Source organism: Rhodoferax sp. TH121 (assembly GCF_002251855.1).
Classification (GTDB): Bacteria; Pseudomonadota; Gammaproteobacteria; order Burkholderiales; family Burkholderiaceae_C; genus Allorhodoferax.
Genome location: NZ_NOXW01000017.1, coordinates 1 through 25360, shown reverse-complemented (window position 1 = coordinate 25360; position 25360 = coordinate 1). Strand labels below are relative to the sequence as shown.

Genomic DNA, 25360 nt, shown 5'->3' with positions numbered 1-25360 from the left:
GGACCTGATTGTCGCCGCGGGTTATTGTTTTTGTTCTTTGCCCGCAGCAGGGATGGGGCGCACGTTTNGTGTCCCCCGCCCGCTTTGCGGGCTCCTCCTTGACCTGCGCAAAACGCACGCCCCATCCCTGCCGCTCGACGTACGTCATTGCAAGCTCCGAGCGCAAACACGGTGGTGGATCCAGTGGGGTGGGTGCTCTGCAAAGTGAGGTCAAGGAGGAGGGCCCTCACGGCCCGGGGGACACGAACGGCGCAGAGTACCCGCCCCGCTGGAGCCAGAAGTAATGCAGCCCAGCAATGACCGAATGCCCATAAGGTGCCAAAAAATCAGGCACCCGGTAAAATCATGCCCTTCCCCCTCACTTGGCGCACATCCCCTGTCTCTCTAGGTGCGCCCGAACAGAACACCATGCTTTACCCACAAGAATTCGATGTCATCGTCGTTGGCGGCGGCCATGCCGGAACCGAGGCTGCGTTGGCGGCTGCCCGCATGGGCTGCAAGACATTGCTGCTGTCCCACAACATCGAGACTTTGGGCCAGATGAGCTGCAACCCCAGCATCGGCGGTATCGGCAAGGGCCACTTGGTGAAAGAAGTGGACGCGCTGGGCGGCGCCATGGCGCTGGCGACTGACGAATCTGGCATCCAGTTCCGCATTCTCAATAGCAGCAAGGGCCCGGCCGTGCGCGCCACCCGCGCCCAAGCCGACCGCGTGCTGTACAAGGCGGCCATCCGCCGCATGCTGGAAAACCAGCCCAATCTCTCGCTGTTCCAACAAGCAGTGGACGACCTGATGGTGGAAGGCGATGGGGCCGGTGCGCGTGTGGTGGGGGCCGTGACCCAGGTGGGCATCCAGTTCCGCGCCAAGACCGTGGTGCTGACGGCTGGCACCTTCCTGGACGGCAAGATCCATGTGGGCCTGAACAACTACGCGGCCGGCCGGGCGGGGGACCCACCGGCACAAAGCTTGAGCGCCCGCCTCAAGGAACTCAAGCTGCCGCAAGGACGGCTGAAGACCGGCACGCCACCGCGCATTGACGGGCGCAGCATCGACTTTTCCAAGTGCATCGAGCAGCCTGGCGACGGTGTGCCCGGCGGCATGAGTGACGTGATGCCCGTGGCCAGCTTTATGGGCAATGTGGCCATGCACCCGCAACAAATCCCATGCTGGATCACCCATACCAACGAGCGCACACACGAGATCATTCGCTCTGGCTTTGACCGCAGCCCCATGTTCACCGGCAAGATCGAGGGTGTGGGCCCGCGCTACTGCCCGAGCGTGGAAGACAAGATCAACCGCTTTGCCGACAAGGACAGCCACCAGATTTTTCTGGAGCCAGAAGGCCTGACCACGCACGAGTACTACCCGAACGGCATTTCCACCAGCTTGCCGTTCGACGTGCAGTACGACCTGGTGCGCAGCATGGCCGGGTTGGAGAACGCGCACATCCTGCGCCCGGGCTACGCCATCGAGTACGACTACTTCGATCCACGCTCCTTGAAGAGCAGTTTCGAGACGCGCCAGATTGGCGGCCTGTTTTTTGCCGGGCAAATCAACGGCACCACCGGGTATGAAGAAGCGGCAGCCCAGGGCCTGTTCGCTGGCATCAACGCTGCGCTGCAGGTACGCGCCATGGGCGGTGGCGATGTGACGCTCAGTGCTGCGGGTGCTGCCAGCTTCAACGGTGACACCTGGCTACCTGGGCGTGACCAGGCCTACTTGGGTGTGCTGGTGGACGACCTGATTACCAAGGGTGTGACCGAGCCTTACCGCATGTTCACCAGCCGTGCGGAGTTCCGCTTGCAGCTGCGGGAAGACAATGCGGATGCCCGCCTGACCGAAGTGGGCCGCGAACTGGGCCTGGTAGACAACGCGCGCTGGGATGCTTTCTGCCGCAAGCGCGATGCGGTTTCACGTGAAACAGAACGCCTCAAGTCCATCTGGGTGAATCCTCGTAACCTGGCTGCCGAGGAATCCGAGCGCGTTCTTGGCAAGTCCATCGAGCACGAATACAACCTGGCCGACCTGCTGCGCCGCCCCAACATCGCCTACGCATCCCTCATGTCACTGGACGGCGGCAAGTACGCCAACCGCGATTTGCTGCCCGCTGTTTCACGTGAAACAACGGATGCCGTGTCTGCCGAGCAGGCTGCCTTTGTGGCGGCCGTGGTGGAGCAGGTCGAGATTGCCGCCAAGTACTCTGGCTACATCGACCGCCAGAAGGACGAAGTGGAGCGCGCCGCCCACTACGAGAACCTGCGTCTGCCGGCCGAGCTGGACTACATGCAGGTCAGCGCCCTGAGCATCGAGGCACGCCAGCGCCTGAACAAGTACCGGCCCGAAACCTTGGGCCAGGCTTCGCGCCTGTCGGGCATCACACCGGCCACTATTTCGCTGCTGCTCATCCACCTGAAAAAAGGCAACTTCCGCGGTTTCGCCGAAAAAGTGGCGGCGTAAACTAGCCCGCTTCATAACAAGGGGAGGGTGCGCATGCCGCGTGTGATTGTGCTGGTGCTGACATTGCTGGGGATTCTGGTGATCCCCTTGATGCTCAAAAAATGTACCGCCCCCAAAACGCCTCCGGTGGCGGTGGCGCCATCCGGTGCGCCATTGGTCCCTGCCGCCAATGTGCCAGAGCCCGCGGGCAACAAACCCATTGGGTATGGACTGACCTTTGGCCTGGCCCCGCTGGAAGAGAACGACCCCAAAGACGTGGCCAATATGGTTTGTGAAGCCGGTGATACTGACTTGGAGCGCCCCTACAAAGGAGCTTGCAACCCCAATGTGGGCGACACCAGCTGCCGCATCGTGCTGCCGGTGCTGTGCATCAAAAAGGGTGATTTGCCCCGACCCGGTGGGCTGAGTGGTGGTGGCTGGACGCGCGGTGAACTGGGTGCGACCCAGGCTGTGATGGGTGCTACGCTCGACTCCGAGATGAAGGCCAACGTCATGTGCGAACGTGAGCTGGGCCCGGGCTGGCGCATGGCTACGTTTGCTGATGGGGGCAATTACCTGGACGACCAGCATTACGACCACGAAGCGCGCGGTGAGGTCTGGGCCCTGCAGGGCCGGCTGGGTGCAGGCATTGGTGGCAACAACCGCTATTGGGTGCATTCACAAGGCCAGACGGCCAACTGCTGGGACTGATGGGCATGCGGGGTGTTCGCAATGCTGTGTTTGTCGTTGGGCTGCTGGCGCTGGCTGCCACGGCGCGGGCCGAGGTTTTCAAGTGCAAGGGAGCAGACGGCAAGGTGGTGTTTAGCGACCATGCGTGTGCGGCCGGTCAGACAAGTTTTTCCGTGCCGGGCATTCCCAAGTCAACAGGCAAACCTGCTGTGTCTGCGGATCAGGCTCCTGAGCCCAGCCTTGCCAGTGCAGCGCACGACGCGAAGCAAAAGGCACTGAACCGGCGCATTTCGGCAGGCATGTCTCCCGAGTGCCGGGATATTGGCGAGCAGCTGGGTGCGACATTGCGCCACGACTCCACTGCAGAGCTGGCAGACTCCAAGCGGCTGTTGACCGAGTTTCAGCAGCGCTGCATGACCGAATTTGCGAAGGTATGGAAAGCCGAGCAGGGTAAGGTATTGGACTTGGCGAACTGCAAGCAGTTGCGGCAGTTGGTCGACAAGAGCCGCGCCCGGCTCTCCAGAATGACGGACAAGGAAAAGATGGATTACGCAAAACTACAGAACGAGGTGTCCCTTGCCTGCCCCTAAGCTGAACCACCGCGAGGTGTTGGCCCAGTCCCTGCCTGCCTTGGGCTTGGCACTGGACGATGCCCAAGTCACTGCGTTGCTGGAGTACCTGGCGCTCATTAGCAAGTGGACCAAGGTCTACAACCTGACCGCCGTGCGCGACCCCGACGAGATGCTGACGCACCACCTGCTGGACAGTCTGGCGGTGATTGCGCCACTGCAAAAACAGCTGGCGGTATTGAAGGAGCAGGGCATTTGCGGCGATACGCCGCGCTTGCTGGATGTGGGTTCGGGTGCCGGGCTGCCGGGCATCGTCATTGCCATTTGTTGCCCGCACATCACGGTGCACTGTGTGGACACGGTGGCCAAGAAGGCGGCTTTCATTCAGCAGGTGGCGGTGACGCTGAAGTTGCCAAACCTGCGTGGCATCCATGCACGCGTGGAGAGTTTGACCGAGCCGTATGACGTGGTGAGCTCCCGGGCGTTTGCATCGCTGGTGGATTTCACGACCTGGTCGGAGAAGGCGCTGGCGGGGCGGGGCGTCTGGATGGGGATGAAGGGCAAGCACCCGGCGGAGGAGATGGCTGCGTTGGCAACGTCCGTGGAGGTGTTTCACGTGGAACAGTTGTCCGTGCCGGGGTTGGATGCGGAGCGGTGCATTGTGTGGATGCGCAAGAGGGTGGCGGGCTAAGACCTTTCTCTCTGCTGTGTTTGGGGTGCTGGGTAGTGCTTGGCGTTTTGCTTCGTGTCCCCCGGCCTTCGGCCTCCTCCTTTACCTACGCAAAACGCCAAGCACTACCCAGCCTGCGGAGGTGGTGTGGGCTCGCCCGCGGTGGTGAACCCACTCGCTCGTCGTAGCTGCGTGGCAGGGGTGCGCCCCAAAGTGAGGTCAAGGAGGAGGGCCGCAGGCCCGGGGGACACGAACGGCGGGGCGCTCCCCTGTCGCGCAGTGAGTTCAGCCCAAAACCCTCCGAGAAATGACCCCAGAACAACACCCCGAATAGCCCAAAGAGCCCCCAGAGTTTTCCAACGTAAACTCACCCCTTCCCCCGAAAGAAAATCCCCATGCTCGGCGTCACCGATTACGGCACTTTTGTCATCACCATCATCGTGTTCCTGGCCATCCCCGGCCCGGGCAATCTGGCGCTGGTGACGTCCACCAGCAAGGGCGGAATCAAGGGCGGACTGGCTGCCACGCTGGGTGTCATCCTGGGTGACCAGGTGCTCATGTGGTCGGCCGTGGCCGGTGTGGCGGCGCTCTTGGCTGCTTACCCCGAAGCTTTCCACGCCGTGCAGTGGGCCGGTGCTGCCTACCTGGCTTGGCTGGGTTTCAAGATGCTCACTGCGAAACCCGGCGCAGCGCCCGTGCTCAACATCCGCGCTGGCCAATACCTGCGCCAAGCGCTGCTCATCACACTGCTCAACCCCAAGGCCATCTTGTTCTACATGGCCTTCTTCCCGTTGTTTGTGGACCGAGCCAGCGGCCAAGGCTTGGTGACCTATGGCTTCATGGCCGCCACCATTGCCTTCCTCACCTTTCTGTACGGCCTGGGCGCCACGCTGCTCACCCACTTTCTGGCCGAGCGCATGCGGGCCAATCCTGCCATCGGCCGCGTGCTCGAAAAGGTGGCGGGTCTCTTCCTCATCGGCTTTGGCATCAAGCTGGCCATTTCCAAATAAGACGGCAAAGGTAATTCTCGATGGCCAAGATTTTTTGTGTTGCCAACCAAAAGGGTGGCGTTGGCAAGACCACCACCACCGTCAACCTGGCGGCCGGTCTGGCCAAGGTAGGCCAGCGCGTGCTGATGATTGACTTGGACCCGCAGGGCAATGCCACCATGGGTTCGGGCGTGGACAAGCGCAAGTTGGAACTCACCATTTACGACGTGCTGCTCGAATCTGCTTCGGTGGCCGAGGCACGCGCCAAGAGCGAGAAGCTCATTGAGGGCGGCTGTGGTTACGACATCCTGGGTGCCAACCGCGAGCTGGCCGGTGCCGAGGTGGAGTTGGTGGAAGTGGAGCGCCGCGAAAAGCGCCTCAAGCAGGCGCTGGCCGTGGTCGATGCCGAGTACGACTTTGTACTGATCGACTGCCCGCCCAGCCTGAGCATGTTGACCTTGAACGGCCTGTGCTGCGCGCATGGCGTCATCGTGCCCATGCAGTGCGAGTACTTCGCGCTCGAAGGGCTCACCGATCTGGTTAACACCATCAAACAGGTAAAGGCCAACCTCAACGACGACCTGCAGATCATCGGTCTGCTACGCGTCATGTTCGACCCGCGCATCACGTTGCAACAGCAGGTCAGCGACCAGCTCAAGGCGCACTTTGGCGATAAGGTGTTCAACACCGTGATCCCGCGCAATGTGCGCTTGGCCGAAGCGCCCAGCTACGGCGTGCCCGGCGTGGTGTTCGATCCTGCTTCCAAGGGCGCGCAGGCTTTTGTGACCTTTGCCGAAGAGATGGTGGAGCGCATCAAGACCATGTAGGTTTGATGCCATTTTGGCCTCTAGAGCCCGTCAATATTGCGCAAACAGCTCCTGAATTCATAGCAATCATGTCTTCTCCCACCGTCCTCATCCTGCCCGGTTGGCAAAACTCCGGTGCGGCCCACTGGCAGAGCCGCTGGGAGGCGCAGCACGGCTACACCCGCGTGCAGCAGCACGACTGGATGCAGCCCTTGCGTGGTGACTGGATGATGCAGCTCGAAGAAGCCGTGCTGGCCGCGCCCACGCCCGTGGTGCTGGTAGCGCACAGCCTGGGCTGCATGCTTACCGCCGCCTGGGCACAACACTCGCAAAACACGCACAAGGTGCAGGCCGCCTTTTTGGTGGCGCCGGGCGACCCCGAGCGCGAAGAATTGCGCGCCGCCCTCAAGAGCTGGTGGCCTGTCGTAATGGACAAGCTGCCCTTCGCCGCCGAGCTGTTGGGCAGCCAGAACGATCCCTACTGCAGCTTCGCCCGCGCCCAACAATTTGCCGCCGCCTGGGGCGCCGAGTTTGTGGACTACGGCCATGCCGGCCACATTAACGCCGACAGCGGATTGGGCGACTGGCGTGATGGCCGCGCCCGGTTGCAGGCCCTCATCACACGCAGTTCGGCACGCAGCGCCTGACAGCAGACGTACAGAAATTCAAAGAAAGAGAAATAGCTATGGTCACGAAGAAACCCAAAGGATTGGGCATGGGACTGGAGGCGCTGCTGGGCCCCAAGGTGAAGGACGCGCCCGCCGCAGACGCCGCGCCTGCCAACCCCGGCACGCCCAACACTTTGCTGCTGAGCGATATGGTGGCCGGCGTCTACCAGCCGCGCACGCGCATGGACGAGGGTGCGCTGTACGAGCTGGCCGAGAGCATCAAGGCGCAAGGCATCATGCAGCCGATTCTCGTGCGCCAGCTGGACGAGGCGGACGCCGCCAAACATCTCGGTGACGGCCGCAAGCGCGCCATCTACGAAATCATCGCTGGCGAGCGCCGCTTCCGCGCGGCCAAGCTGGCCGGGTTGGAGAGTGTGCCCGTGCTGGTGCGCGATGTGCCCAACGAGGCTGCTGCGGCCATGGCGCTCATCGAAAACATCCAGCGCGAGGACCTCAACCCGCTGGAAGAAGCGCAGGGTCTGCAACGCCTGATCAAGGAATTTGGCCTCACGCACGAGACGGCCGCGCAGGCCGTGGGCCGTTCGCGCAGCGCCGCCAGCAACCTGCTGCGCCTCTTGAACCTGGCCGACCCGGTGCAGACCATGTTGATGGCCGGTGACCTGGATATGGGCCATGCGCGTGCGTTGCTGGCGCTGGACCGCGCCACACAGATCACCGCGGCCAACCAGATCGCAACCAAGAAGATGTCGGTGCGTGAGGCCGAAAGCCTGGTCAAGAAGCTCAGCGCAGAGTTTTCGCTCACGCCGCAAAAGCCGACCAAAGAAAAGTCGCGCGACCTCAAGCGGGTGGAAGAAGAGCTGTCTGACCTGCTGATGGCGCAGGTGGAAGTGCTGGTGAAAAAACGCGTCAAGCGCCATGGCCGCGTCGAGGAAATGGGCGAGGTGGTCATCCAGTTCGGCTCGCTGGACGAGCTCAACGGCCTGATTGAGCGTCTGGCCCCCGGCGGCAACCGTTGAATGCTATAAAAACAGTAGCTGTTTGCGCAGATTTCACAAGGGCTGGAGGCCAAATTGACCCCAAAACCCTGGCGGCGCCTGAACCCGGGCACTTGGCTCTGGCCGCTGCCCGCCATCGTGGCCTGGGGGCTGTGCTGGACCTTGTTTCGAACCGTGTGGGAGCAGGGTTTGGCATTGCCTTGGTCGCTGGCCCTGGCCAGTGCACTGGGCGTGGTGCTCAGCGTGTGGGGTGTGAGTTGGTGGCGCCGTGCCTTGATTGCGGCGGGGTTTCCGGTGTCGCTGGCACTCACCCTTGGGATGTTGGGGGGGAGTGCGGTGCCGGCCTGGGCTTGGTTGTTCCCGTTGGCATTGCTGCTGCTGGTCTACCCTGTGAATGCTTGGCGCGATGCGCCTTTGTTTCCCACGCCGCGTGGCGCGCTCATCGATTTGTCGAAGCGCGCGCCCTTGCCAGACAAGGCATTGGTGTTGGACGCGGGTTGCGGTCTGGGCCACGGCCTGCAGGCATTGCGACTCGCCTATCCGCAGGCCGCGCTGCACGGCTTGGAATGGAGCTGGCCGCTACGCGCCTTGTGTGCGCTGCGCTGCCCCTGGGCGCGCGTGCGCCAGGGCGACATTTGGCAGGCCGACTGGTCGGCCTACGACATGGTCTACCTCTTCCAGCGGCCCGAGAGCATGCCGCGCGCCGTGGCCAAGGCGCGCGCCGAGCTGCGACCCGGCACCTGGCTGGTGAGTCTGGAATTTGAGGCGAAAGAGCTGCAGCCACATGCCGTAGAGCGCACGCCCGGTGGCAGAATGGTGTGGCTGTACCAAGCGCCGTTTGTAGGTGCTACAGGAGAAACTGCATGACTTCCGACGCCGCATCCTCTTCCGTGTCTTCCACGCTCGACCCTGTCGATGCTTTGCGCGCCACCCAGGTGGCCGTGTTTGCTCTGGCCACGCTGGCAGAAATGCGCGACTCCGACACCGAGAGCCACATGCTGCGCATGCAGCGCTACGTGCGCGCGCTGTGCGCCCAGTTGCAAACCTTGCCCAGCCACGCGGAGGTGTTGACCCCTACATATGTGGAAATGCTGGTCACCAGCGTGCCCATTTATGACATGGGCACCGTCGGCATTCCCGACCGCATCCTGCTCAAGCCCGGCCGATTGACGCCTGACGAAGTCGCCATCATGCGCACCCACACCACGCTGGGCCACGACGCCTTGGCCCGCGCAGAAAAGACGCTGGGCCATGTCTCTCCGCTGCTCACCATCGCCAAAGAAATCACGCTGTGTCACCAAGAGAAATGGGACGGCTCTGGCTACCCCAAGGGCCTGTGGGGTGCGCAGATTCCGCTGTCGGCACGCATCGTGGCGCTGGCCGACGTGTACGACGCGTTGATCAGCAACAAGGTTTACAAAGATGGCGTGTCGCACGACAAGGCGGTGGAGATCATCGGCCAGGGACGCGGCAGCCAGTTTGACCCCGACATGGTCGACGCCTTCCTCGCCATCCATGAAGAGTTCCGCACCATCGCCCAGCGCCATGCCGACACGGACGCTGACATGCAGCAGAAGATCGAGTACATGGCCAACGCGATTGCCGAAGTGGCAGTGATCTGAGCCGGTGAGATTCTCGACATCGTGGGTGTGGGGGGCGGTGCTGTGCCTCGGTGCTGCCACTGCCGCAGCGAATGAATGCACGAAATCCGTTCGCTGGTCGGACGATGCGCCCTATGCCTTCCGTAGCACGGATGGCGAACTCAAAGGCCTGCATGTAGACACCGTGCGCGCCGCGCTCAAGCGCCTGGGCTGCCAGCCGCAGTTTGTGGAACGGCCTTGGGCCCGGGCCCTGGTGGAGCTGGAGGAGGGTGTGCTGGACATCCTGCCCGGTGCCCTGCGCCGGCCCGAGCGCGAGGTCTACGCCATGTTTTCCCGGCCGGTGAATCGCTCGCCCAATGTGCTGTTCATGCGCAAGGCGGCGGCCGACAAATACAAGATCACCAAACTCGCGGATTTGATTGGCACCTCGTTCCGCTTGGGCGCACAAATCGGTGTGGCGTACGGCCCCTCGTTTGAGGCTTTGCAAAAAGACCCGCGCTTTGCCGCCTTGCTCACACCGTTCACTGCGCGGCGCGGTGCTTGGCAGATGATGGACATGGACCGGCTCGACGGGCTCATTGCCGACGAGACCACGGGCCTGTTGGAGTTGCAGTCCCTGGGTCTATCGCAAGCCATCGTCAAGACACACATCGTCACGACCTCCGAGCCCGGCATGTTTGCGCTGAGCAAGAAGGCATTGACGCCTCAGTTCGCGGCAGAGTTCGACCGCGCTCTGGACGCCATGGTCAAAGACGGCGAGCTGCGCCAGATCCGCGAACGCTACGTGCCTTGCCCGGTGTCGGCCGACCAGATCGGCTGCAAATAAGGGTTGCTTGCAGCCTTGCGCTCAACCAGCGCCGCGCTGCTTCAGGTGGCGCTCCAAGCGGCGCAACAACAGTGACAGCGTGATGGTTAGCATCAGGTACAGCACGGCCACCACGTTGTAGGTTTCCACGGTCAGGAAAGAGCTGGACGCATACAGCTTGCCCAGCTGGGTGATGTCGTTCACGCCCAGCACCGACACCAGCGACGAGTCCTTCACCATGGCAATAAAGTCATTGCCCAGCACCGGCAGCACGCGGCGCACCGCCTGCGGCCACACCACCAGCCGGAAGGTAAGCCAACGGTTCAGGCCAATGGCTTGGGCGGCCTCGATCTGCGCTCGCTCCACGCTCTGCAGCCCGGCGCGGAATACCTCGGCCAGAAACGCGCTGTAGGCCAGCGCCAGCGCCACGATGCCGCGCACGGTGTTGGACACATCGCGCACCTGCACATCGGGCAGCCAGCCGTCGGCAATCCAGCCTTCACACGCCCACTGGTACAGGTTGACCACGGCCGGCGCCCCCACAAAGGTGACGTAGAGCAGGATGACGAGCGCAGGCAGGCCGCGGATGACCTCGATGTAGAAGCGCGCACCTTGGCGCAACCAGATGCGCGAGGACAGACTAGCCAGCGCCAGCAACAGCCCCAGGCCCGCCGCCAGCGCAAAGCTGATGACCGCCACATACACAGTCGTCCACAGGCCCTCGGCCAGCGTCTGGAAGATGAAGCCATAGCGCCCATCGGCAATGGCCAGCGCCACAAATGCAGCGCTAATCAGGCCCAGGGCGATCAGCCAGTACGGGCGCTCGGACGACTCCGAGCCCACAAGAATCTGCAAGGGGCAGCTCCCTTGCTTATTGGTTCAGCTTGTAGTCCACAAACCACTTCTGGTCGAACTTCTTGAGCGTGCCGTCCGCTTTCATCTGCTTGAGGGCGGCGTTGATGGGCTTCACCAAGTCGGAGCCCTTCTTGTAGATGAAGCCAAATTCCTCGCGCCCCATGGGCTTGCCCACCACCTTGTAGGTGTCGGGGAATGCTTTCACATAGCCTTGCGAGGACACACCGTCGGTCAGCACCGTGTCCACGTCACCGGCTTTGAGGGCTTGCATGGAGAGGCCAAAGGTCTCGTACAGCTTGATGCGCGGGTTCTTCTCGTTGCCGTCCAGCACTTCGTAGACTGCGGTGTAGAAGTTGGTGGTGCCGTTCTGCGCGCCCACCAGCAGCTTGGGGTTGGCCTTGAAGCCCTTGGCATCGGTAAAGCGCTTCTCGTTGGCGCGCACCATCATGAACTGCTCGGACACCATGTAGGCGTCGGAGAAGTCCACCTGCTTCTTGCGGTCGTCCTTGATAGTGATGCCATCCATGCCCACGTCGAACTGGCCCTTGCGCACGGCCTCGATCATGGTGTCCCAGCTGGTCAGCTTCCAGTCCACTTTGGCGTTGAGGCGCTTGGCAATCTCGTTGAACACGTCGTACTCCCAGCCCACGCTCTGGCCGGTCTTGGGGTCCTTGAAGTTCAGGGGCGGGTAGGCGTTCTCGGTCACCGCCACGATGGTGCGGCCCTTCAGGTCGGGCAGGGCTTGGGCGCTGGCGTGGGTGGACCAGGCGCCCAGAGTGGCAAGCAGGCTGGCGGCGAGGGTGAGGCGGCGGGTAGCGGTCAAGTAAAGCTCCAAATTAACGATTGTATGAATGAAATCGGGCGCTAGCCCTCATGGAATATGCGCTAAAAGCTACTAAAGTTATAGCGAAAATATCTTGCCGGGGTTCAGGATGTTGTGCGGATCCAGCGCGCGTTTGATGGTGCGCATCATCTCCACCGCACCGTTACCCGTCTCTTCCACCAGAAAGCCCTGCTTGTGCAGGCCCACGCCGTGCTCGCCGGTGCAGGTGCCGCCGAGCTTGAGCGCGCGCTCCACCAGCTGGTGGTTCAGTGTCTCGGCCAGCTCGCGCTCTTCGGGCTTGGTCGGGTCAATCAGGTAGCCCATGTGGAAGTTGCCGTCGCCCACGTGGCCCACCATGAAGTAGGGCAGACCGGCCTCTTGCGCCTCGGTCACGCTGTCCAGCAACGCGTCGGCCAGGTGCGAGATGGGAACGCAAGCGTCCGTAGTGATGGCCTTGCAACCGGGGCGCGACTGCACACCCGCAAAGTAAGCGTTGTGCCGAGCCGTCCACAGGCGGGTGCGCTCCTCCGGCGTTTCGGCCCAGGCAAAGGCCGCAGCACCATGCTCACCCGCAATCTCTTGCACCACCGCCACCTGCTCTTTCACGCCATCGGGCGAGCCGTGGAACTCGAATAGCAGCATGGAGCTCTCGGGCAAGCTGAGCTTGGAGTGCGCGTTGACCATGCGGATGGTGTTCTCGTCCAGCAGCTCGCAGCGCGCAATCGGCACGCCCATCTGGATGATCTGGATGGTGGTGTTCACCGCGTCGGCCAGCGTGGGGAAGGAGCAGGTCGCCGCCATCACCGCCTCGGGCAGAGGGTAGAGCTTGACGGTGATCTCGGTCATCACACCCAGCGTGCCCTCGCTGCCCACCAGCAGGCGCGTCAGGTCGTAGCCGGCCGATGATTTCTTGGCACGCGTGCCGGTGCGGATCACCTCACCGCTGGCCGTCACCACCTCCAGCGCCAGCACGTTCTCGCGCATGGTGCCGTAGCGCACGGCGTTAGTGCCGCTGGCGCGCGTGGCACTCATGCCGCCAATGGTGGCGTCCGCGCCGGGGTCGATGGGGAAGAACAGCCCGCTGCTTTTGACCGCCTCGTTCAGCGCCTTACGCGTCACGCCGGGCTGCACCGTCACCGTCAGGTCTTCGGCGTTGATGGACAGCACCGCATCCATGCGGCTCACATCCAGGCTGATGCCACCTTGCACGGCCAGCAAGTGGCCTTCGAGTGACGAGCCCACGCCAAAGGGAATCACCGGCACCAAATACTGTGCCGCCAGTTTCACTGCATCGCTCACGTCTTGCGTGTTCTGCGCGAACACCACGGCGGCGGGGGGCGGAATGTCAAAGGCGGATTCGTCGCGCCCATGCTGTTCACGCACGGCCATTGCGGCGGAGAACTGCGCGCCGAAGCGGGCTTGCAGTGCGTCCAGCAGTGCTTTGGGTACGTCGCGGGCCTGGACTTGGGGCAACAGGTGGTGGGAGGCTGTGGGGGCGTTCATGGGGTGTTTCCAATGCGAGCAATCCCCCATTTTGATCCAAACCGATGTGCGGCGCGCTGACAGCTCAGCGCGAAACCGTATCCCAGTCCAGTCCGAATTTCAGCAGGTACTTGCGCAGCCGGTCTGCATCGTTCACCACACTGCGCTGCGTTCGCGAAACGTTGAACAATACTCGGCCCGCGTCACTCAGCGATGACTGAGCCCGGCACACGGCCACCACGGATCGCAGCTGCAGCAGATCGAACTGATCCAGTTGTGCCGCACGGTCTCCCAACAAGGCCTCCAGATCCGAAACCCCTGCCGTGCCCGACCCCGCATCTTGTAGATCGTTCCATTGCCAGCGCAGACGCTGGATTTCGGCCTCGACCAAGCCGATGCCAATGCGTCCGTGGTCCGCAAGTGTGGCCAGGCGCGTGACGGAGGCGCTCAGATCGCGGAAGTTGCCGCTCCAGATAGCTTCGGGTGCGGTGGCAAAGCGCAAGTAAGCCGTGCGCGCCTCTTCAGTCAGGCGTACCTGCTTGCCCAACTCCTGGGACGCGTTGCGCAGTTGGTGGTCCACATTGGGCTCAATGTCTTCGCGCCGCTGCGCCAGACCCGGCAGCGTGTAAGTCCAGAGGTTGATACGTGCAAAGAGGTCTTCGCGGAAGCGCCCTGCGCGAATTTCCAGCCGCAAGTCCCGATTGGTGCCTGCGATGAGTTGGAAATCACTCTGTACTTCCTTGTCGGAACCCATGGGGAAGAAACGTTTCTCTTCTACCGCTTTGAGCAGCATGGCTTGTTCGTCCAGTCCCAGCTCACCGATTTCATCCAGAAACAGCAAGCCTTGGTGCGCGGCACGCAGCAGGCCTGGGCGGTCCGTCACCGCGCCCGTGAAGGAGCCCTTTTTGTGACCAAACAGAGTGGATCCGGCACCGTCGCCGCGCAGGGTGGCGCAATTGATTTCGACGAAGCCGCCTTCGAGCTGGTGGCGGGCCTTTTTCAGTTCGAACACGCGTCGCGCCAGCATCGACTTGCCAGCGCCCGTCGGGCCGGTCAGCAGCATGGGGGCCTTGCTTTGGCCGGCCACGCGTTCCACCTCTTCAATCAGCGCATTGAACTTGGCGTTGCGTGTGGCGATGCCGCTCTTCAGGAAGTTCAGCGCGTCCTGCTGGGCGTTGTGCATACGCTGGTTGATGGCGTCGTAGCGCGACAGATCCAGGTCGATGATTTCGTGGCTGCCCGGCCCCTGGCTTTGGCGTCCGCGGGGCGGTGCACTTTGCAGGAGGACTCCGGGGAGGAAGCGCGCTTCTACCAGCAGAAACAGACAGATCTGCGCCACGTGGGTGCCGGTGGTGATATGAGCCTGGTAGTTCTCGTTCGCCGTGTCGAAGGGATAGGCGGATGCCCAGTCGTAGAGCGCTGCGTACACCTCACCAAAGTCCCAGGGGTTGGCGAGGTTCATCTCTACCAGCTTCACCTCGGTGCTAGGGGATGTCTGCGCAATGTCTTGCCGCACCAGCTCAGCCAACGCCACGTGGCGCTGGTCATGAAATAGCTCCAGCCGGTCAATAACCAGATCCTCATGCTGCGTGAGTGCCAACGTGGGCCGCCATTTCTCCCAACGCGCAGCGCTTTGGCCGGAATCAAGTTGCGTGCCGAGGAATCCGATGACAACGGTCTTTTTCATTTGGCTAGTTTACTAGCCACATTGATAGTAATTTACGAAATTGAAAAATGAAACTCAAGTCAAATCAATTAGATTTCTAAAAAATAGTTAATAAATTCAACAACTTATGAAAATACATCGAATTTGGAAAGAGTTGGCACGCACTCTGCAATACAGGTATCGCCTTACGCAAGAAGGTGTTCGCTGACAAGCAGGGGTTTCCGGGTAACTGGGCCCCGCTGGTGCAGAGCGATTCGGGTGTTCCCGTGATCCTTTGTATGCCGCGACCTGGAAACGTAGGGCACAACGGCATGTGGTCAAGGGGTGGCTCGGGTAGAGGAGCCACCCCGCTAGGTTCGATTCCTGGGTGCCACCGTTCTGTAGCTCAGAGGGTAGAGCAACGCACTATTAATGCGTCTGTCGCGGGTTCGACTCCCGCCGAACGCTGGTCGTTAAAAGCCAGCTTACTTGGAAGTGAAGAGAGAAAGAAGTGCCGCATGTGGGGGCAAAAACCCCCTCCTGCAGCAGTCGCCAGAGCAAAGGATCTGCGACACCCAATGCCAGTGTACTGAGACCTGTAAAGCCCAGCCATCTCAAACCACTGTCAGGCAGTGCCCGCACCCGGAGTCCGCGCCTGTTGCTGTTGCGGCCCTTCATATCAACGAATTGTTAGAAAGAGGAGAGGTAAAAATGTTGGGATTGAAACGCATCACCATCAAGAAAAACGAACGCGGCCTGCTGCTGCGCAATGGCGACTTTGAGCGCGTGTTGCAGCCCGGCCAACACTGGGTTGGCACGCTGGGCGCCCGGATGCGCATCGAGACTTTTTCGATGGAACAAGCCGCGTTCACGCACGGTCTAGCCGACTACTTCATGGCCAAGGAGCCCGAGGTTGTGGCCCAGGAGTTTGTGCAGGCCGCGTTGACCGATACCCAAGTGGGCCTGCGCTATGAGAACAGCGTGTTGGTAGAAGTGTTGGCGCCTGCGACCCGCAAACTGTATTGGAAGGGTCTGAACGATGTGCGCGTGGATGTGATCGACATCGCCGCTACCGAGAAGCTGGACAAGGAGCTGGTGGCCAAGTTGAACCAAACGCAGTTGCGCCAACGCCCAGTTGCCGGGGTGGCGGGTGTGCTGATGGTGCAGGTGCCTGATTACCACGTCGGTGTTTTGACCGTAGATGGTAAGCAGCAGGAACTGTTGGGTGCTGGTGCGTATGGCTTCTGGCGCTACAACCGCCAGGTGCAGTTTGAATCCGTGGACCTGCGTTCGCAGGCGCTGGAGATCAGCGGCCAAGACATTCTGACCAAGGACAAGGTGGGTCTGCGCTTGAACCTGTCTGCGACCTGGCGCTACAACGATGTGCGCAAGGCATTTGCCAACACGGCGAAACCCGCGGAGCTGGTGTACCGCGAACTGCAGTTTGGTCTGCGCGCTGCGGTAGGTACCCGCACGCTGGACGAGTTGTTGGAAGACAAGGCCAGCATCGATGCCATCGTGAAGGACTTTGCGGCGCAGAAGCTGCTGGCTGCTGGCATTACGTTGGAAGGCCTGGGTGTGAAGGACATCATCTTGCCCGGCGAAATGAAGACCATCCTGGCCCAAGTGGTTGAAGCCGAGAAATCGGCCCAGGCCAACGTGATCCGACGCCGCGAAGAAACCGCTGCCACGCGCTCGTTGTTGAACACCGCCAAGCTGATGGAAGACAACCCCATCGCTTTGCGTATGAAAGAGCTTGAGACCTTGGAGCGTGTGGCCGAGCGCATTGACAAGATCTCCGTGTTCGGTGGTTTGGACAACGTGCTCAACGGGCTGGTGAAGCTGCGTTGACTTTTGGGCGGACTCCGGTGAAGTCCGCCCAAGTGGAGGAAAGCAATGAAAAAGAACGCCCCTGTAGTTGCGTGGCCCACGACGGTGGATGGAGCGGTGGAAAGGCTTTATTCGGTCTTCGCGCAACACCGCGCACCCCAGCACACCTTGGATGTGTGCCTCCTTTGCTGCATGAACGCAGCGCTGGAGACTGAAATGCGGCAATTGCCGCTTCGCAAGATCACGACACGGCATTTCTATGCGTACAACGACTCGGCTAAAAGCGAGCGGCAACCGGTAGATGAGTTGAAGTACCTGTTGCCGCGCATGTTGGAGCTGATCGCCGCAGGTGAAGAGATTCACCATTCAGTAGCGCTCTATCTGGATCGCTTGGGAAATTGCGAGCGCACTGATTTTTCCGATGCAGAGCACCAAGCCATTGCTGCATTTGCGCTGGCCTATTTTGCGCAGACATTGCGTCAGCATCCCTGGCAAATGGGGCAGAAGTGTCTTTTGCAGAATTCTTTCGATGTGCTCTTGATGTTTGATATCGGGGGAGTGGATATCCAGCCTTTGCTCGCACTTTGGTTGAGCGACGAAGCGCCTGCTGCGACGCTGAATTACGTGTACTGCGGGTTCTACAATTTTTGGCAAAACCGTTGCATCAGCGATGCGTTTGCAGTGGATCGATCGCAGTACTTGGAGAGACTTTTGTCTTGGCTGATGGAGCAAAGCCACCGCAGTGCCTTTGCACAGCGAATCCTTGAGCTCGATATGAACGCCATGGACTCGACACCGATGAGTTACTACGGTCAAGCCATTACTCTCCAGGAAATGGCTGCACTGGTATTTGATTGGATGACGGATTAGGGAGAAGTAAGAAATGAACTATCAACAATTAGAAGTAGAAGGCGGCGTACCCGTCAAGATGTGGACCAATGGCGTACCCATTGAAGAGTCCGCCCAGCGCCAGCTGGAAAACACGGCCAAGCTGCCCATTGTGTTCAGTCACGTGGCTGTGATGCCGGATGTGCACTACGGCATCGGCGCCACCATTGGCAGCGTGGTGCCCACGTTGAAGGCCATCATTCCTGCTGCTGTGGGCGTGGATATCGGTTGCGGCATGATGGCCTGCAAGACCACGCTGGTGGCCGCGGACCTGCCGGATAGCCTGGGCCCGCTACGCACCGAGATTGAAAAGGCAGTGCCCCACGGTTCTGCCCCCAAGCAGTTTCGTCGCCATGGCTCCAACCGCGAAGTGGGTGCCTGGACCAACCCGCCCGTGACGGCAGATGCAGCCTGGGCGCAGCTGGTGGACGAATTCGATGCCATTTGCCAGGACTACCCACGTCTGAAGAACACCAACAACCACCGCCACATGGGCACGTTGGGTGGTGGCAACCACTTTGTCGAAATCTGCCTGGATGAGGCCGGTGGTGTGTGGATCATGTTGCACAGCGGCTCCCGTGGCGTGGGTGGTGCTATTGGCAATCTGTTCATTGAGCTGGCCAAGAAAGATGCAGAGCAGCATCAGCGCAACCTGCCGGACCAGGACCTCGCCTATCTGGAAGAGGGCGCCCAGTACTTTGGTGACTACGTGCGCGGCGTGAGCTGGGCGCAAAAATTTGCGCGCCTGAACCGCGAAGTGATGATGCAGGCCGTGATCGGCGCGCTGCGCAAGGTGATTGCCAAGCCCTTTGAGACGCATCTGGAAGCCGTGAATTGCCACCACAACTATGTGCAAAAGGAAACCCACTTCGGCCAGGATGTGTACGTGACCCGCAAGGGCGCGGTGAGCGCCAAGGCGGGTGAGCTGGGCATCATTCCCGGCAGCATGGGCGCCAAGAGTTTCATCGTGCGCGGCAAGGGCAACCCGGACAGCTTCAACAGTTGCAGCCACGGTGCCGGACGCACCATGAGCCGTACCAAGGCCAAGAAGCTGTTTACGGTGGAAGACCAGGTGCGCGCCACCGAAGGCGTGGAGTGCCGCAAGGATGCCGACGTGATCGACGAGATCCCGATGGCCTACAAAGATATCGATGCCGTGATGGCGGCGCAGAACGATCTGGTGGAGGTGGTTTACACCCTGAAGCAGATTGTGTGCGTGAAAGGTTAGGGAGAGAGGAATTGATTGAAATAGATGGTTCGCAAGGTGAGGGCGGCGGTCAGATCCTGCGTACAGCACTTGCCCTGAGCCTGGTGACGCAGCAGCCTTTCACGCTGGCCAACATTCGCGCCAAGCGCCCCAAACCAGGCCTGATGCGCCAGCACTTGGCTTGCGTGCAGGCGGCAGTGGCTGTGGGTGGAGCGAATTCCCGGGCGCTTGCGCAGGACGGAAGCCCTGTGGGATTGGGTGCCACGCATCTGGTGTTTCAGCCAGGCCCGGTCCAGGGCGGTGATTTCATGTTTGCCGTGGGTTCGGCAGGTAGCTGCATGCTGGTGTTGCAGACGGTGCTGTGGCCTCTGGCCATGGCGGCCCAGCCCTCCAAGCTGGTGTTGCAGGGTGGAACGCATAACCCCATGGCGCCTTCTTTCAGCTTTCTGAAGCATTTGGCGCCTTTCTTTGCCGGTGAGGGCCCGGCCTTCTTCGATATGACGTTGCAACGCCATGGCTTTTACCCCGCAGGTGGTGGTGAGGTGCTCGTGCATGTACAGCCCCCGCCTAAAGGACTGGCTGCGATAGAACTCATTGAGCGAGGCGCTTTGCTCGAAGCCCGGGCTGAAGCTTTGCACGCGGGTATTCCAAGAAGCGTGGCCGAACGCGAGTTAGGTGTGTTGCAGCGTGCGCTAGGGTGGGGCGATGACCAGTTGCACGACCGTGGCCTACGTAGCAATGAGGGGCCGGGCAATGCGTTGCAAGTGATCCTACGGCACCAGCACATCACGGAGGTGCTTACTGCTTATGGCGAAAAGGGGGTGGGCGCAGAAGATGTCGCGCGCAAGGTTCTGGGCGAGACGAAGGATTACCTGGCCCACCAGGCGCCGGTAGGCGAGCACTTGGCAGACCAGCTGATGATCCCCATGGCGCTGGCTGCCTTGCGGGGCAAGACCAGCCAGTATTGGGCAACCACATTGTCTGAACACACACGCACCAATGCGCGCGTCATTGAAGCATTCTTGCCTGTTGCATTTGACATGACGCCCTGGAAGGATGGCCATCTGGTGCGCACCAGCAAGACCTAACGGCGCCGTTTACGATAAGGTGCAGCCAAACAACGAGGAGCGCCTGATGGCCAACCGACTCACACAAATCGCCACCCGCACCGGGGACAACGGCACCACGGGGCTGGGTGACAACACCCGGGTTTCCAAAAATAGCTTGCGCGTGCACGCCATGGGCGATGTGGACGAGCTCAACAGCCACATTGGGCTGCTGCTGTGCGAGCCGATGCCCGAGGGCATGCGTACGCTGCTGGTGGAGATTCAGCACCAGCTCTTCAACCTGGGGGGAGAGCTGTCCATCCCCGGTTACGAGCTGCTCAAGCCTGAGGCCGTGTTGGCGCTGGACGAGGCGCTGGCGGAGCACAACGCGAATTTGCCGCGCTTGCAGGAATTCATTTTGCCGGCCGGCACGCGCGCAGCCAGCCAAGCCCATGTGTGCCGCACGGTGGCCCGCCGTGCCGAACGCGCGGTGGTGGCGCTGGGGCAGCAAGACCCGCTCAAAGACACCCCGCGCCAGTACCTCAACCGCCTCTCGGACCTGATGTTTGTGCTGGCCCGTGTGCTCAACCGCTACCGCACCGATGGCACGGTGGGGGACGACGTGTACTGGAAGAGCGAGCGCATGGCCAAAAACCAAGACTAATTTGCTACTAAATTAATAGCTACTTGCGCAGTATTTACTAAGTCTAGGGCCTTGTTTTGTCATTAATTGCGGGCCAGCTACTGGTGCGCGGGTTGTAAAAGCCGCACTCTTGGTAGGCGCGACGCATGGCACCGCTGGCGACCAGCGCTCCCAAAGCCGGAAATACTTTCTGCGCCACCTCACGGCCAGCGGGCGTGGGCGCGGCGGCCAAGTGGCGTGCGCCCATTAGCGCCAAGGTACGGCCCTGCAGGGGCACGAGGCGCTGGCCCTCCGCGTCCAGCGCCAGGTCGGGGGTGGCGGGAAACGGTGCCAGCAGGATATCGGCCCGCCCCCGCGCTACGGCCAGCACCATTTGGCGCCAGGTCTTCACATCCATCACCGAACGCATGCCCAGCGCCTGCAGGGTGCGCCAGTCGGCGCTCCAGTCGCTGTTGGAGACGGCCCGCAAGGTCTGCAGTGCGGCCAGGGTCTGGGCCTTTTGGGCCCTGGTGTTGTTGGGCGCGGTGTACAGGCCCACCACAAAGTCACCATCGGCAATCAGTGCGGGCGAGGGCAGGGTTGGGGTGCCCAGTGCCTGCAGGTCGGTGTTCCACACCGTGGTGCCCAGCACATCCACACGACCGGCCCGCAGTTCCAGCAGGATGCGTTGGTAGCTGTCGATGCGCACCAGTTGCACAGTGGTGCGGGGCAGGGTGCGGGCGATTTCGCGCAGCAGCAGGGCCAGCTCGGCCACATCGCGCCGCGCGTGGGTGCCGCCAAAATTACGCAGCGCCAGCAGGTCACGCGTGCCCAGAAACATGGCGTAGTCGTAGGCCACGTCTTCAGGCACGGCCACCCGCAGCGGGCCCGATGCTTGGGCCCCGGCGACCAGGGGCGCACCGGCAGCGGCCAGCAACAGGGTGCGACGTGTGGGCCAGGAGCCAGCGGAGGTAGGCATGGGCGTTGCCGGGTTGCTGGGAGGGGGGCCTAGCGGGGCGAGAGGATGGCCATGGTGATGCGTGACACGCAGCTCAGTTCACCGGCCTCGTTGCGCATGTCAATCTGCCACACATGGGTGCTGCGGCCGATGTGTACCGGGCGTGCCACGCCGGTCACCCAGCCACTCTTCACGCCCTTGAGGTGGTTGGCATTGATGTCCAGGCCCACCGCGCTATGGCCCTCGGGGATGGCAAAGCCCGCACCGCAGGAGCCCAGGGTTTCTGCCAGCACCACCGACACGCCACCGTGCAGCAAGCCGTAAGGCTGGTGGGTGCGGTGGTCTACCGGCACGCGGGCGCTCAGGAAGTCGTCACCAACCTCCAGAAACTCAATGCCCAGGTGGGCAACGGCCGTGTTCTGACTTATGCGCTGGAGAATATCAACGGAGACGGCTTGTTGCCAGATACGCATGGTGAGAGCCCTGTTTTGAACGCGATGTCTCACTATACGCATGGCTGTCGTAACCGGCCTGTCAAGTGGGCGCCACCTGACCTGCCGGTGCGGCTTCCACCCGGTTGCGCCCCAGGCGCTTGGCCTGGTAGAGCGCCAGGTCGGCCCGGTGCACCAAACCTGCCACGCTGAGGTCCGAAAGCTCCCACAGGCAGACGCCGATGCTAACGGTGACGTGGCCCACCTCGGCAAATGTGCCTTTGTCCACTGCCACCCGGATTTTTTCTGCGGCGGCTACGGCGTCGTCTACCGACTCGTTCTCTGGCAGTATCACCACAAACTCTTCCCCGCCGTAGCGAGCCAGCAGGTCAGTGCTGCGTGTGTAGGTGCGCAACACTTGGGCTAGCTGTTGCAACACGGCATCACCCGTGGCGTGCCCAAAGCGGTCGTTGATTTGCTTGAAATGGTCGGCATCCAGAACAAGCAGCGCAAAGGTGCGCCCCGTGCGCTGGCCCACCGCCATGCGTTCTGCCAGCCGTTCATCACAATGCCGTCGGTTGTGCAAGCCGGTCAAGGCGTCGTGGGTGGCTAGGCGCTCGAGTTCCTCGTTGGCCGCCGCCAGCGCGTGGGTACGCTGCAGCACCTGGGCTTCCAGCGTGTGGTTCAGGGTTTCCAGCTCTTGCTCACGCGCCAGCAGCGATGCCGTCATGGATCGGATCGACTGCTCCAGCTGCTGCACCTCCAGCACCCGGGTGGTCTGCGGATAGCGTGGTTCTCCTTCGCGCAGCTCAATGCGCCGGGCGGCGTCGGCGAGTTCTTCGATGGGTTGGCTCACTGTATGCGCCAATGCCAGCGCCACCAGGCCAAACACCAGGGCCGCCACTACCCCTAGCCAGATCAGGCGGTTGCGCAAGGCATGCACTGGGGCCATGGCGTCATCCAGCGGTTGGCGCACCACAATACGCCAACCCAGGTTGTTGTCGGTCTGGGTGTCTACCTGCACCTCGCTGCTGAGGTATTCGCTTCCGTCATTGCTGCTCACCGTGGTGTACGGCGTCTGTTGGTCGGGGTTGCGCTGCAGAGGTGCTTGGTCCACCAATGCTTGGGGGTACAGAATGTTGCCCTGGCGGTCCACAATGAGCAGCTCTGTGCCACGCTCAGCTTGGCGGGCAGCGCCCTGCACGGTGTCGGTCACCCAGCTCCAGCTGGCGTGGGCACCCACCACCCCCAACAACCGTCCGTCCCGGCCCCGAATGGGGGCTGCAAAGTCAATGAAACGCAGCGGCTCCCCGGTGGCTGTTGCCGGCAGCAGTTTGGCCAGAAGCACGGCCTCATGCACATCCCCTGTGAAGACACGTTCTTTCCCCGCAAGGAACCAGGGCCGCTTGGCCACGGACTGACCTTGCAGCAAACCGTCCACAGCCTGGACCACGGTGCCTTCGGCATCCACCACGCCCAGCCATACCAGCTCGTTGCGTGCCTGGCGGCGCAGCTGCAAGGACTGCAGCACATTGGGGTGGCTCAGGGGGCCCTGGATGACGTGGAGTTCCTGGCTCAGCAGCGCGATATCCAGCTCCCGCTCCCGCAGGCTGGCGCCCATCAGCTGGGCCGCTGCGGTGGCCGTGGCGTGCAGGGCCTGACCGACAGAGTCCGCGCGTTGTTGGGTGGCCAGCTGGCCCACATACAGGCCCACGCTGAGCAAGGTCAGCAGCGCCATGCCTACCAGCCACAGCGTGAGGCGACCGCGCAGGCTGTGCAGCCTAAGCTTCTTCAAGTGATAGGCCGACATGCCGCCCGCTTTCAACTGGGCCTGGCGTGTTGTGGTGCGTGTGTTACCAGGCGGTCTCCCTGCGCCAAAGCATACCCCGGACGGGGCCAGCCTCGGGCTATTTTTCGGGGATTAGCGGCGGAACTTGCCAGAGGCCGAGATGATGGACAGGTCGGCGAAGTCCAGCCCAGTGTGGTCGGTGGTGCTGAAGTTCAGGATGAGGCCACCCAGGTCGAACTTGCCCAATCCCTCCAAGGCGGCTTGGAGTTTTTCGCGGGTGGGTTTGGGGCCTGCACGGCGCAGGGCTTCCACCAGCACCTTGGCAGACACAAAACCTTCCAGCATGGCAGGGCTGACTTCGAGGATGTCGCGCGTTTTGGCCAGCGTGGCGGCTTCTTGCACCAAGGCATAGTTCTGTGACTGCGGCAGCACCTGGCTCACGATGACACCGCGGGCATCATCGCCCAGCAGTTTGATGAAGCCACCGGATGCGTTGTTGGACAGGGTGACAAACTGTGCCCCGCTGCCGGCCGCCTTGAGGGCCCGGATGGCATCCACCACCGCCGTGCCCGATCCGATCACCATGACAGCCTGGGGGCTCAGCTTGGCCATGGCGGGTGCAATTTGCGAGAAGTCTGGCTTGCTGCGGTCAAACTTGGAAATGGCGATGGCGGTCAACTTGGCGGCAGCCAGGCCTTTTTGGGTGCCCTCCAAGCCATCGGCACCAAAGCTGTCGTCCACGTGCACCACACCAATGCGGTTGACCCCCGTGGCTGCCAGGTGGGTGATGGCGCGCTCCGCTTCGCGCTGGTAAGTGGCGCGCACATTGAACACATGTTTTTTTACGGGTTGGTGCAGCACCATGGCGCCCGTGGACGGGGCCACCAACGGCACACCGTGCTGGTCCAGCAGGGGGATGATACCTTCGGTGTGTGGCGTGCCGCGTGTCATGAACAGGGCCAGCACACCGCGTTGTTCGATCAGCTCGCGCGCATTGGCTGCTGCCAGCTTGGTGTCGAACTTGTCGTCCAGCGTGATCAGTTCGATTTTTTCGCCGTTCACGCCGCCCTTGGCGTTGGTGGCATCCAGGTAGAGCTGGGCACCCAAGCTGCTTTCCTTGACGGTGGCAGCCACCGCCCCCGTGACCCCTGTGGTTTGCCCTATCTTGATTTGACCGTGGGCGGTGAAGCCGGCACTGGCAATACAAAGTCCAAGTAGCGCAGAACGCAGGGATGTCATGGGAGTCTCCTAATTTTTAGTGACCGGATTACAGCATGCCCACAAGTCGGGTTGGCGACGCTCAATCATCCACAAAGGCCTCTTCGCGCTTGGCCTTGATAGACGGCATGAGCACGACGACGAGCAGCAGGATGGCTGCTGCGAGCAAGCCCGCCGAGAGCGGCCGGGTGATGAACACACTCCAGTCCCCGCGGGAGAGCAGCAAGGCGCGGCGCAGATACTCCTCCATCATCGGCCCCAGGATAAAGCCCAGCAAGAGTGGCGCGGGCTCGGTGCCCAGCTTGATGAAGATGTAACCAATGATGCCAAACAAGGCCACCATCCAGATATCCCAGGTGTTGTTGTTGGTCGAATA

General features: G+C 61.8%; 24 protein-coding genes, 1 tRNA gene and 1 pseudogene. 17 read left to right on the top strand and 9 right to left on the bottom strand.

Features of this window, described 5'->3' with window-relative positions; genetic code table 11:
* The first annotated feature begins 408 nt into the window (after window positions 1-408).
* The 11 genes from mnmG (at window position 409) to CHU94_RS02590 (ending at window position 10211) form a co-directional block, all read left to right on the top strand.
* Window positions 409-2457, top strand: a complete 2049-nt coding sequence (gene mnmG / locus CHU94_RS02640) for a tRNA uridine-5-carboxymethylaminomethyl(34) synthesis enzyme MnmG (RefSeq protein ID WP_094476482.1) — start codon at window positions 409-411, stop codon at window positions 2455-2457.
* A 33-nt stretch (window positions 2458-2490) separates the two neighbouring features.
* Complete coding sequence (locus CHU94_RS02635; RefSeq protein WP_094476480.1) at window positions 2491-3147, top strand: hypothetical protein; 657 nt, start codon at window positions 2491-2493, stop codon at window positions 3145-3147.
* A gap of 5 nt (window positions 3148-3152) precedes the next feature.
* The gene (locus tag CHU94_RS02630; protein ID WP_176451903.1) at window positions 3153-3716 is read left to right on the top strand and encodes a DUF4124 domain-containing protein; all 564 of its coding nucleotides are present in this window, start codon (window positions 3153-3155) and stop codon (window positions 3714-3716) included.
* Window positions 3703-4386 carry a 16S rRNA (guanine(527)-N(7))-methyltransferase RsmG gene (gene rsmG, locus CHU94_RS02625; protein WP_255033772.1) on the top strand — a complete coding sequence of 228 codons (684 nt, stop codon included), beginning with the start codon at window positions 3703-3705 and terminating at the stop codon, window positions 4384-4386. The genes CHU94_RS02630 and rsmG overlap by 14 nt, the downstream gene beginning before the upstream one ends.
* A 374-nt stretch (window positions 4387-4760) precedes the next feature.
* Complete coding sequence (locus CHU94_RS02620) at window positions 4761-5375, top strand: LysE family transporter (RefSeq protein WP_094476476.1); 615 nt, start codon at window positions 4761-4763, stop codon at window positions 5373-5375.
* Window positions 5376-5395: 20 nt separating this feature from the next.
* On the top strand, window positions 5396-6181 hold the full coding sequence (locus CHU94_RS02615) for a ParA family protein (protein WP_094476474.1): 786 nt from the start codon (window positions 5396-5398) through the stop codon (window positions 6179-6181).
* Between the two features lie 68 nt (window positions 6182-6249).
* Entirely contained in the window at window positions 6250-6807 is a 558-nt protein-coding gene (locus CHU94_RS02610) for an alpha/beta hydrolase (RefSeq protein WP_094476472.1), read from the top strand.
* A 38-nt stretch (window positions 6808-6845) separates the two neighbouring features.
* Window positions 6846-7805 (top strand): ParB/RepB/Spo0J family partition protein, encoded by a 960-nt coding sequence (locus tag CHU94_RS02605; RefSeq protein WP_094476470.1) that lies wholly within the window; start codon window positions 6846-6848, stop codon window positions 7803-7805.
* A gap of 54 nt (window positions 7806-7859) precedes the next feature.
* Window positions 7860-8651, top strand: a complete 792-nt coding sequence (locus CHU94_RS02600) for a trans-aconitate 2-methyltransferase (protein ID WP_255033771.1) — start codon at window positions 7860-7862, stop codon at window positions 8649-8651.
* Window positions 8648-9406: an HD-GYP domain-containing protein gene (locus CHU94_RS02595; RefSeq protein WP_094476468.1), complete on the top strand. Its 759-nt coding sequence runs from the start codon at window positions 8648-8650 to the stop codon at window positions 9404-9406. Before CHU94_RS02600 ends, CHU94_RS02595 begins: the two co-directional genes overlap by 4 nt.
* 4 nt (window positions 9407-9410) lie before the next feature.
* Complete coding sequence (locus CHU94_RS02590) at window positions 9411-10211, top strand: ABC transporter substrate-binding protein (RefSeq protein ID WP_094476466.1); 801 nt, start codon at window positions 9411-9413, stop codon at window positions 10209-10211.
* Window positions 10212-10232: 21 nt separating this feature from the next.
* Here CHU94_RS02590 and CHU94_RS02585 read toward each other — a convergent pair whose 3' ends face one another.
* The 4 genes from CHU94_RS02585 to rtcR all read right to left on the bottom strand — a co-directional run bounded on the left by CHU94_RS02585 (window position 10233) and on the right by rtcR (window position 15037).
* A complete protein-coding gene (locus CHU94_RS02585; protein WP_094476464.1) occupies window positions 10233-11045 on the bottom strand; it encodes an amino acid ABC transporter permease in 813 nt (270 codons plus the stop codon).
* Window positions 11046-11061: 16 nt separating this feature from the next.
* A complete protein-coding gene (locus tag CHU94_RS02580) occupies window positions 11062-11868 on the bottom strand; it encodes a transporter substrate-binding domain-containing protein (RefSeq protein WP_094476707.1) in 807 nt (268 codons plus the stop codon).
* A 78-nt stretch (window positions 11869-11946) separates the two neighbouring features.
* Window positions 11947-13371, bottom strand: coding sequence for an FAD-binding oxidoreductase (locus CHU94_RS02575; RefSeq protein ID WP_094476462.1), 1425 nt, complete (start codon window positions 13369-13371; stop codon window positions 11947-11949).
* A gap of 64 nt (window positions 13372-13435) precedes the next feature.
* Window positions 13436-15037 (bottom strand): RNA repair transcriptional activator RtcR, encoded by a 1602-nt coding sequence (gene rtcR / locus CHU94_RS02570; RefSeq protein WP_094476460.1) that lies wholly within the window; start codon window positions 15035-15037, stop codon window positions 13436-13438.
* 353 nt (window positions 15038-15390) lie between these two features.
* On the opposite strand from rtcR, the gene CHU94_RS02565 reads away from it, so the two are divergent.
* The 6 genes from CHU94_RS02565 to CHU94_RS02540 all read left to right on the top strand — a co-directional run bounded on the left by CHU94_RS02565 (window position 15391) and on the right by CHU94_RS02540 (window position 20630).
* Window positions 15391-15463 (top strand) — tRNA-Asn (locus CHU94_RS02565).
* Window positions 15464-15706: 243 nt separating this feature from the next.
* Entirely contained in the window at window positions 15707-16846 is a 1140-nt protein-coding gene (locus tag CHU94_RS02560; RefSeq protein WP_094476458.1) for a slipin family protein, read from the top strand.
* 45 nt (window positions 16847-16891) lie between these two features.
* Window positions 16892-17695 carry a hypothetical protein gene (locus CHU94_RS02555; protein WP_141211366.1) on the top strand — a complete coding sequence of 268 codons (804 nt, stop codon included), beginning with the start codon at window positions 16892-16894 and terminating at the stop codon, window positions 17693-17695.
* Window positions 17696-17708: 13 nt separating this feature from the next.
* Window positions 17709-18941, top strand: a complete 1233-nt coding sequence (locus CHU94_RS02550; protein WP_094476454.1) for an RtcB family protein — start codon at window positions 17709-17711, stop codon at window positions 18939-18941.
* Between the two features lie 11 nt (window positions 18942-18952).
* Window positions 18953-20008 (top strand): RNA 3'-terminal phosphate cyclase, encoded by a 1056-nt coding sequence (gene rtcA / locus CHU94_RS02545; RefSeq protein ID WP_094476452.1) that lies wholly within the window; start codon window positions 18953-18955, stop codon window positions 20006-20008.
* Between the two features lie 46 nt (window positions 20009-20054).
* Window positions 20055-20630 (top strand): cob(I)yrinic acid a,c-diamide adenosyltransferase, encoded by a 576-nt coding sequence (locus tag CHU94_RS02540; RefSeq protein ID WP_094476705.1) that lies wholly within the window; start codon window positions 20055-20057, stop codon window positions 20628-20630.
* Between the two features lie 43 nt (window positions 20631-20673).
* Here CHU94_RS02540 and CHU94_RS02535 read toward each other — a convergent pair whose 3' ends face one another.
* From CHU94_RS02535 to CHU94_RS02515, 5 genes and pseudogenes are all read right to left on the bottom strand, one after another.
* The gene (locus CHU94_RS02535) at window positions 20674-21567 is read right to left on the bottom strand and encodes a hypothetical protein (protein WP_094476450.1); all 894 of its coding nucleotides are present in this window, start codon (window positions 21565-21567) and stop codon (window positions 20674-20676) included.
* A 29-nt stretch (window positions 21568-21596) separates the two neighbouring features.
* Window positions 21597-22019: a hotdog fold thioesterase gene (locus tag CHU94_RS02530; RefSeq protein WP_094476448.1), complete on the bottom strand. Its 423-nt coding sequence runs from the start codon at window positions 22017-22019 to the stop codon at window positions 21597-21599.
* Window positions 22020-22080: 61 nt separating this feature from the next.
* The gene (locus tag CHU94_RS02525) at window positions 22081-23787 is read right to left on the bottom strand and encodes a diguanylate cyclase (protein ID WP_094476703.1); all 1707 of its coding nucleotides are present in this window, start codon (window positions 23785-23787) and stop codon (window positions 22081-22083) included.
* Between the two features lie 111 nt (window positions 23788-23898).
* Entirely contained in the window at window positions 23899-25005 is a 1107-nt protein-coding gene (locus CHU94_RS02520; RefSeq protein ID WP_094476446.1) for an ABC transporter substrate-binding protein, read from the bottom strand.
* A 61-nt stretch (window positions 25006-25066) separates the two neighbouring features.
* A pseudogene (locus CHU94_RS02515) lies at window positions 25067-25360 on the bottom strand (tripartite tricarboxylate transporter permease); the annotation flags it as partial.